This window comes from Vibrio sp. Isolate25 (genome assembly GCF_022398025.1).
GTDB classification, from domain to species: domain Bacteria; phylum Pseudomonadota; class Gammaproteobacteria; order Enterobacterales; family Vibrionaceae; genus Vibrio; species Vibrio coralliilyticus_A.
This window is the reverse complement of sequence record NZ_JAKEUT010000009.1, coordinates 117,484-123,568: the sequence shown is the minus strand read 5'-3', so window position 1 is coordinate 123,568 and position 6,085 is coordinate 117,484. Positions and strand designations below refer to the sequence as shown.

6 protein-coding genes are annotated in these 6,085 nt (G+C 40.5%); 3 read left to right on the top strand and 3 right to left on the bottom strand.

What is annotated here, in order from left to right:
• The first annotated feature begins 254 nt into the window (after window positions 1-254).
• Window positions 255-1,178: an SPFH domain-containing protein gene (locus L1D15_RS16395; protein WP_239837548.1), complete on the top strand. Its 924-nt coding sequence runs from the start codon at window positions 255-257 to the stop codon at window positions 1,176-1,178.
• An 8-nt stretch (window positions 1,179-1,186) separates the two neighbouring features.
• The gene (locus tag L1D15_RS16390; RefSeq protein WP_239867450.1) at window positions 1,187-1,639 is read left to right on the top strand and encodes an NfeD family protein; all 453 of its coding nucleotides are present in this window, start codon (window positions 1,187-1,189) and stop codon (window positions 1,637-1,639) included.
• Window positions 1,640-2,180: 541 nt separating this feature from the next.
• Here the strand turns inward: L1D15_RS16390 and L1D15_RS16385 are convergent.
• From L1D15_RS16385 to L1D15_RS16375, 3 genes are all read right to left on the bottom strand, one after another.
• Entirely contained in the window at window positions 2,181-2,990 is an 810-nt protein-coding gene (locus tag L1D15_RS16385) for a DUF2057 domain-containing protein (RefSeq protein WP_239876445.1), read from the bottom strand.
• Between the two features lie 132 nt (window positions 2,991-3,122).
• Window positions 3,123-4,253, bottom strand: coding sequence for a porin (locus tag L1D15_RS16380; protein ID WP_239867444.1), 1,131 nt, complete (start codon window positions 4,251-4,253; stop codon window positions 3,123-3,125).
• Between the two features lie 656 nt (window positions 4,254-4,909).
• Window positions 4,910-5,413, bottom strand: coding sequence for a DUF4442 domain-containing protein (locus L1D15_RS16375; protein WP_239876444.1), 504 nt, complete (start codon window positions 5,411-5,413; stop codon window positions 4,910-4,912).
• A gap of 206 nt (window positions 5,414-5,619) precedes the next feature.
• Here L1D15_RS16375 and fcrX point away from each other — a divergent pair, with 206 nt between their 5' ends.
• Window positions 5,620-6,069, top strand: coding sequence for a ferric iron uptake transcriptional regulator FcrX (fcrX, locus tag L1D15_RS16370; protein WP_239837543.1), 450 nt, complete (start codon window positions 5,620-5,622; stop codon window positions 6,067-6,069).
• Window positions 6,070-6,085: the final 16 nt, after the last annotated feature.

Genomic DNA, 6,085 nt, shown 5'->3' with positions numbered 1-6,085 from the left:
CGCTTAAAGAGCCTTCGAGGAGATTTATCTATCCTCTTTATAGACAAACGCCCTAAGCCAAATCGGCCTAGGGCGGTAAAAATATCAAAGACCCGATACCCTGTTAATCGCTACGCAGCTCCTCTTAAGTGAACTACGTTGCGGCTTATCCGGCTTTTATTTTTCCTAAATCTAGCTTTGGTTCTCATTATGTCATTGTGCTACCACATGAATTAAGCAACAATCGACATAATAACTTATACAAGGAATCAGATATGGCTATTGACTCTCTCATTACCATCGGCATTTTTCTTATTGTCGTCATCGCATTTATTATCGCAGGTGTTAAAACCGTTCCCCAAGGTAATCACTGGACCGTCGAACGTTTTGGCCGTTATACACACACTTTGAAACCAGGCCTAAATATCATCATTCCCTTTATTGATGGTATTGGTCAAAAGATCAATATGATGGAGCGCGTGCTTGATATACCAGCTCAAGAAGTCATTTCTAAAGATAACGCGAATGTAACGATTGACGCCGTCTGTTTCGTCCAAGTCATCGATGCTGCCCAAGCGGCGTATGAAGTGAACGACCTTGAACACGCTATTCGAAATTTAACCCTCACCAACATCCGTACTGTACTTGGTTCAATGGAGCTTGATGAAATGCTCAGTCAACGCGACATGATCAACAGCAAGTTACTTTCCATTGTCGATGAAGCGACTAATCCTTGGGGGGTAAAAGTTACCCGTATCGAAATTAAAGATGTTCAACCGCCGTCAGATCTTACCGCAGCAATGAATGCCCAGATGAAGGCGGAGCGAAACAAGCGTGCAGAAGTACTCGAAGCAGAAGGGGTTCGTCAGGCTGAAATATTAAAGGCCGAGGGTCACAAGCAATCAGAAATATTAAAAGCAGAAGGTGATAAACAAGCCGCTATATTACAAGCCGAAGCTCGTGAGCGTGCTGCGGAAGCCGAAGCGCGTGCTACGGCCATGGTGTCAGAAGCAATCGCTAAGGGTGACATGCAAGCGGTTAATTACTTTATTGCTCAAGGCTACACCGACGCACTTAAGTCAATCGGCCAAGCTGAGAATGGCAAGATCATCATGCTTCCACTTGAAGCTTCGGGGCTAATGGGCTCTGTTGCGGGTATCGCCGAAATGTTTAAGCACTCGAACGAGTCAACTAAGTAGAGGCTAATGTGTTTGAGTTACTAGACAGTATCAATCATTGGCATTGGCTAGCCTTCGGGCTAGCTTTACTTGCTATCGAACTGCTGGGTACCGCTGGCTATTTTTTATGGCTTGGGCTGTCAGCCTTAATTGTGGGTATTTTACTCACATTTATTCCAATGAGTTGGCAGCTACAGTGGAGCGCCTTTAGCATCTTTTCACTGATGACTACTTGGTTATGGTGGAGAAAGCAATTCAAGCAAGATGCTTCTGACGATCAACAACGGGATTTAAACCAAAAGCAGAAGCAAATGATCGGTCAGAAAATCTTGATAGAATCTGATCTCACACCAGGAAAGCACCGAATCAAGGTGGGTGATACAACTTGGTCGGCACAAACTAACCAATCAATTCCAGCAGGAACCATGGTTGAAATCACCCAAGTAAATGGCATTGTTCTTACCATAGAAGCAAAAAATTAACCTCTATTATTAGGCCCTTTGCCTGAACAAAGGGCCTTTTTCATTCTTCAACCACTCAATATCAAGAAAAAACTCAATATATCAATAATTTAAATCATTCCCACCTTGAATTAAGTGACTGTTTTTATATGAAAACAGCCTTAATCAAGCTCAGCCTTTTTACCTAAAAGAAATACCATTCTAAATATATCATCGACTTATTAATTTATTTCTCACAAAAAGTAAGAGTTATTTACTAAAGAAAATTTTTAATAATTAAACTTTTTTTGATCTTTTACCATTAAGCGACATACTGATAAGTATCTCTTTAATGAGATTTTAAATGAGGTGTTTATTATGAAATATTTCTTTGCGTTAGCTTGTAGTCTTATTTTTAGTTTTTCGGTAGCTGCACAATCACCCGTAGGAAGCACTGCTTCTGGCCCAATAGTGAAATGTGAATTAAATTCAGGAGTAGTTGAACGTATGCCGATCGTTATATGTGAAAATAGCAATGGTACGGTAATGAGATAAAAAAGGAGCCTTTCGGCTCCTTCTCTTTTTATAATTCTAGTAGTTGTTTAATGAGTGTTTTTCTTTCTTCTTTCGTTGCTTTTCCATACCAGTAACCAAACATTTCTTGTTGCTTGGAAGTGGTTTCAAGCGTCAATTTGGTCGAGTTGCGATTTTCAACCGCCCAGCTCAATAGCTCATCACGTTGTTCTTCTGCCGTTTCCTTAAACCAATACTGCGTCATCTCTATCGCTTTTGAAGACGAGCTTTGAGCCACAGGAGTCACTGTTGCGGCAGTAGCAACAGGAGCAGCTAGCACAGCCGGAGCTACATTAGAATTGGCACTGTTCACAATCGCTTCAATGTAACCTGATGGGATAGAGAACGTAATATTATTAGCATTCGACGCGCTCACATCAAACTTGAGATCTTGGTACGGCTGCTGTGCGAGAAGCTGGCTAGGCACTGGAAATCTGACATACTGAGTTTGAGTACATACATCACTACAGGTTTCCGCTGAGGCTGCATAAGGCTTAAGTGCCACTTCTTGACTACTGCCCTCAACCATCACTGTTTTAAATTCGTTATAATTTTTAAAGTACTGCAGCTCCATTTTAATAAAAGAATCCGGCACATTTTTGCTCTGTGTCGGATCTACGTAATTCAGCTCTAGTGATGACTTAACCAACTGCCCACCATTCACTTCAAGTGTATCCGGTGTTAATGATTTACCAACAATAATTCGATAATTCTGTTTAGATTCAATGCGTTTTACTGAATCAGTAAAGTCACTTGTTGAATCTAATGTAGTACAACCTACCATCAATAAAGGCAATGACGCTAAAATAATTTTCTTCATATAAACCACCCTGGAAATAACTCCGTTATATACTATAGAATTACCTTTATCTTCAGGCTCTACTTCTCAATACAACAAACGCTGGCCAACTAAGGCCAGCGCGTATCATTAAGAATAAAAATAGATAAAGTCTTAGAAACCGTACTCTAGACCAACACGTACAACCATAGTTTCTGTGTTTGTCGAACCGTCGGAAGATAAGATATCACGCTGCGCAATACGTACGTAGGGTACGAAACCATTGTGAACATACATTAACTGACCAGATACAACACTGTCTTCGTTGTTTGCTTTAACACCAGCAGTTTCTGAGTCCATATTGGCTGCGTAACCTAGCTTAAAGCCCCATGGTCCTGTCCAGTATTGACCAATGATTGAGTAAGAAGCCTGCTCAGATTTGTCTCCACCCTGTACATCAGATTCACCAGCCTTATATGCACCTGCGATTCCAAAGCCTGCTGGAAGTGATGCCTCAAAGCCAACTAGATAACCAAAAGTATCGGCAATTGTTGCATCTGTTGCCGCAGTAGCATCACCAAACGAAATACCAGTTCCACAACCTGCTGCTTCTAAACATGTACCTGCAGCTGTTGCTGCTGTTAACTGGCGATCGGTTTCCGTCTCTAATGCAGCATGGAATGTAATGCTGTCATTCAGACGATAATGTGCTGCCGCACCATAGAAGTAGTTATCTTTTACACTTGAGTCGCCACGACCTGTTGCGAGATTGAAAGTAAAACCATTGTAATCAACTGAATCGTAGCGTGCCATATCACCGTGACGATCACGGTTATACTTTACATCACCACCCCAGTCCCATACAGCGCCCAAACCTGGGTTTGCGTAAGGCCAGTCAATTACTTCGTACATAGGTGTTAACATACGACCAAAGCGGACTTTACCCCAATCACCTTGTAGGCCTAGGAAAGTATCACGGTTACCCAGTGATGCTCCATCTCCATTTTCACCAACATAACCTGATTCGATCTGCATAAAGACATTGAGGTTTTCAAACATATCTTTACTGGCACGGAAACCAATACGTGATTCATTTTCGTAATCGTAACCGGTGCCAGTATCAGTCGTCACACCCGATTTCGTCTCTTCAGAATCGTAGTTAACGACTGAGATCGCTGCCACACCATAAGCTTGTACGTTGAAGTCAGAGATGATACCAACCTGAGATGATTCAGCTGCCAATGCACCTGTAGAAACCATCGCCACTGCTGCACCGAGAAGAGTGCGTTTGAACATTTTTTCCATGGAAAAACTCCTAAAAATGGATATAGCTGTTTTTGTTGTTCTCACCTTAAGTTGGCCGCCGAAGGGAGAATCATTTCCTATGTCGAAAGTAAAAGATTAATGACTATCGCTCACTTTCTAATTTCTGCATACACCCAGTGTATCCATGATTCTAAGACTAACTTCGCGACAAAAAACATCAATCAGAACTTAATTTCAAGATAAAAAAATATGACCCGCTACAAATTTTTATAAACATAGTGATCGAGGTCTAATTATCAATAACAATACCAAGCCAAAAACAATAAAGATATTAAAAATCAAATGTTTATAATAAAATATCAATCAGACAACTTTGAAGTCACTCGCATAAAAATAATTAAGAAAGGAACTTTCTCAGTTATAAGATCTTGATCATTGCATTATTTGGGGGCTTAAAAACAAACAAAATCATCAGTATTTTTACATATAAAAAAAAGATTGAATCATGGTTTAACGTCGGTCAATACGGTAAATATATGATGAGAGGGGGAATGGTAGTCATTACTCTGTGGCAGAAAATGGGGTTACTTTGCAACACTTAAAACAGCGGTAGGTATTTAGAAGTGAGTCAGAATAGAAAACAACAATTCAAAGGTATTCCGCATGAACACACTCCATGGTCAGTGAGCATTTACCTATACAGCGTGTTCTTCGGCTTCTTCTTCTCGATATTGAGGCTTTTTGCGCACATAAAGTTTACGCTGCACCTCCGAAACCACATTACCGGTTTCATCTTTTACATAAATCACAAATTCAGGGAAACACTTATCTCCATTCGATGTTTTCAGTAAAATATCATCAAGCAACTCCTGAGAGACAATAAAGTCTGCGTAGAGATCACTTTGCCCTGGCTTTATAAAGTTAATACTCGCTTCTTTATCCCACACATAGTAACGCTCACCTAAAATTCCCATCAGCATTAGTGAATAAACAGGGTCAGTCAGAGAAAAAATACTGCCGCCATACTGAGTGCGGTTCGCATTTTTATTCCACCAGCGCAGTTTGAGTTTCATTTTGACCTGACGAAAATCTTCGCTTATTGAAATGATCCTGATGCCAGATCCCCAGAATGGAGGCCAGACATTAAGAGCAAACTTTACGATTCCAGGCTTGTAAATTTTAGCTAGTGATTTATTCATTCTTTCATCCCTGAAATAGAGCCTTCATAACTAGATGTTAAACAATTGTAACTGGTCTGATGTGTTTTATCAGTGACGCTACACGTGTTTATAAAAAAATACTAGTAACCCTTTGAACTTCGTGGTTTATTGTTATCTTGTACTGCCCTATAATGATAGGAATATTGAATTCTGTTAATTACCGCAGATCATCAACAGGAAAGTTTATGTCAGACAATAACCAAGCTCTTAAGGACGCTGGTCTTAAAGTTACACTTCCGAGACTGAAGATTTTAGAAGTACTCCAACAGCCGGAATGCCAACATATCAGCGCTGAAGAACTGTACAAAAAGCTCATTGATCTTGGAGAAGAGATCGGGCTTGCGACAGTTTATCGAGTTCTGAACCAATTTGATGATGCAGGTATTGTTACTCGCCACCATTTTGAAGGCGGCAAATCAGTTTTTGAACTATCTACCCAGCACCACCATGACCATTTAGTATGTCTGGATTGTGGGGAAGTGATCGAATTTGCAGATGACATCATAGAAGAACGTCAGAAAGAGATTGCGGCTCAGTATAATGTCATTCTGACAAACCACAGTTTATACCTTTACGGTAAATGTGCAGATGGCAGCTGCCGCGACAACCCAGATGCACATAAATTGAAAAAATAACGAATTAGACAAGCGT